The organism is Luteibacter sp., from assembly GCF_051958795.1.
Classification (GTDB): domain Bacteria; phylum Pseudomonadota; class Gammaproteobacteria; order Xanthomonadales; family Rhodanobacteraceae; genus Luteibacter.
This window is the reverse complement of sequence record NZ_JBQCFT010000329.1, coordinates 1-2,516: the sequence shown is the minus strand read 5'-3', so window position 1 is coordinate 2,516 and position 2,516 is coordinate 1. Positions and strand designations below refer to the sequence as shown.

The following is a 2,516-nucleotide window of genomic DNA, read 5'->3' as shown; positions in this document are numbered from 1 at the left end:
CTTGTGGGAGCGCGCTTGCGCGCGATCCGGGCCACCAGGCCCGGCCCACACCCCGCACCGCAACAATCCTTTACACGCGCCCCGCGCTAAAATGCCGGTCTTTACGCGGAGACTTTCCATGCCCTTGCCCCCCTCGGCCGGCAGCCGCTTCCGGGCCGCCCTCGCGGCTGAAAAGCCCCTGCAGGTCATCGGCGCGATCAACGCCAACCACGCCCTGCTGGCCAAGCGCGCCGGCTTCCGCGCCATCTACCTCTCGGGCGGCGGCGTGGCGGCGGGCTCCCTGGGCCTGCCGGACCTGGGCATCAACACGCTCGACGATGTGCTGACCGACGTCCGCCGCATCACCGACGTGTGCGACCTGCCGCTGATGGTCGATATCGACACCGGCTTCGGCCCCAGCGCGTTCAACATCGCCCGCACGGTCAAGAGCCTCATCAAGTTCGGCGCAGCCGCCTGCCATATCGAAGACCAGGTCGGCGCGAAGCGCTGCGGCCATCGCCCGGGCAAGGAAATCGTCACGGCGAGCGAGATGGTCGACCGCGTCAAGGCCGCGGCCGATGCGAAGACCGACCCGGACTTCTTCCTGATCGCCCGCACCGACGCCATCGCCGTCGACGGTGTCGATGCCGCCATCGAGCGCGCCATCGCCTGTGCCGAGGCCGGTGCCGACGCGATCTTCGCGGAAGCCGCCTATGACCTGCCCACCTACAAGCGCTTCACCGATGCGCTGAAGGTCCCCGTGCTCGCCAACATCACCGAATTCGGCCAGACCCCGCTGTTCAGCACCGAAGAGCTCGGCAGCGTCGGTGTGGGCATCGTGCTGTATCCGCTTTCCGCGTTCCGCGCCATGAACAAGGCCGCCGAGAACGTCTACACCGCCATCCGCCGCGACGGTCACCAGCGCAACGTCATCGATACGATGCAGACGCGCGAAGAGCTCTACGACCGCATCGGCTACCACGAATACGAGCGTCGCCTCGACGCATTGTTCTCGCAGAAGGGTTAAGGAGAGTCACGCATGAGCGACACCGCAACCACCACGGGCCCGAAGCCGAAGAAGTCCGTCGCCCTGTCCGGCGTCACCGCGGGCAACACCGCGCTGTGCACGGTCGGCCGCAGCGGCAACGACCTGCATTATCGCGGCTACGACATCCACGACCTGGCCGCGAAGGGCTCGTTCGAGGAAGTCGCCTACCTGCTCGTCCACGGCGTACTGCCGAACTGGATGGAGCTCAACGCCTACCGTGCCAAGCTCAAGCGCCTGCGCGGCCTGCCGGCCCCGGTGAAGGGCGCGCTCGAGCTGCTGCCCGCCGCCACGCACCCGATGGACGTGATGCGCACCGGCGCCTCGGTGCTCGGTACCGTGCTGCCGGAGAAGGACGACCACAACGTCACCGGCGCGCGCGACATCGCCGACCGCCTGATGGCGTGCTTCGGTTCGATCCTGCTGTACTGGTACCACTTCAGCCACAACGGCAAGCGCATCGAGACCGAGACGGAAGACGACTCGATCGCGGCGCACTTCCTGCACCTGCTGCACGGCCGCAAGCCCAGCGACCTGCACGCGCACGCGCTGGATCGTTCGCTCGTGCTGTACGCCGAACATGAGTTCAACGCCAGCACGTTCACGGCGCGCGTCATCGCCGGCACCGGCTCGGACATGTACTCGTGCATCACCGGCGCGATCGGCGCGCTGCGCGGCCCGAAGCATGGTGGCGCGAACGAGGTGGCGATGGAGATCATCGCGCGCTACCGCGATGCAGCCGAGGCGGAGGCGGACATCCGCGCCCGCGTCGAGCGCAAGGAGATCATCATCGGTTTCGGCCATCCGGTGTACACCGTGTCGGATCCGCGCAACGAGATCATCAAGGAGATCGCGCGCAAGTTGTGCACGGACGGCGGCAACCCGCGCCTGTTCGAGGTCTCCGAGAAGATCGAGAAGCTGATGTGGGACCTGAAGAAGATGTTCCCGAACCTGGATTGGTACTCGGCATCGGCGTACCACATGATGGGCGTGCCGACGGCGATGTTCACGCCGCTGTTCGTGATCGCGCGTACCTCCGGCTGGAGCGCACACGTGATCGAGCAGCGCCAGGACGGCAAGATCATCCGCCCGAGCGCGAACTACACGGGTCCGGAAGACCAGACCTACACGCCGATCGAAAAGCGCTGATCGGGATGGCGCAGTAACAAAAAGGCCGCGAGCAATCGCGGCCTTTTTGTTGCCAGCGTTGTTGTGGGAGCGCGCTTGCGCGCGATGGGGTCGCGACCCGGCCGCCTACCTAAGCGGCTCATTCGCTGTCGCGAATGCGTGTGACCAGCGGCTGACGCCACCTCGCGCTCGGACGTCTCTGGAAAGACGCCTTGGGGCCCACCCTCGCTGCTCAGACAGGTCCTCCGCGTTCGTACCGGAGTGCGCCTCCGGCGCAAATGTACTTATTGGCCTACGGCCGCTCTCTTGTGCGGAACTCGCCTCGAGGGTGGGCCCCAAGGCCTCCCGGACACACTGAGATTGA

General features: G+C 66.5%; 2 protein-coding genes. Both read left to right on the top strand.

The window, feature by feature from the left end; all coding sequences use genetic code 11:
- Positions 1 to 118: 118 nt before the first annotated feature.
- Positions 119 to 1,006, top strand: a complete 888-nt coding sequence (gene prpB / locus ACTHLF_RS17070; protein ID WP_440328827.1) for a methylisocitrate lyase — start codon at positions 119 to 121, stop codon at positions 1,004 to 1,006.
- 12 nt (positions 1,007 to 1,018) lie between these two features.
- Complete coding sequence (gene prpC, locus ACTHLF_RS17065) at positions 1,019 to 2,173, top strand: bifunctional 2-methylcitrate synthase/citrate synthase (protein WP_440328825.1); 1,155 nt, start codon at positions 1,019 to 1,021, stop codon at positions 2,171 to 2,173.
- Positions 2,174 to 2,516 lie beyond the last annotated feature (343 nt).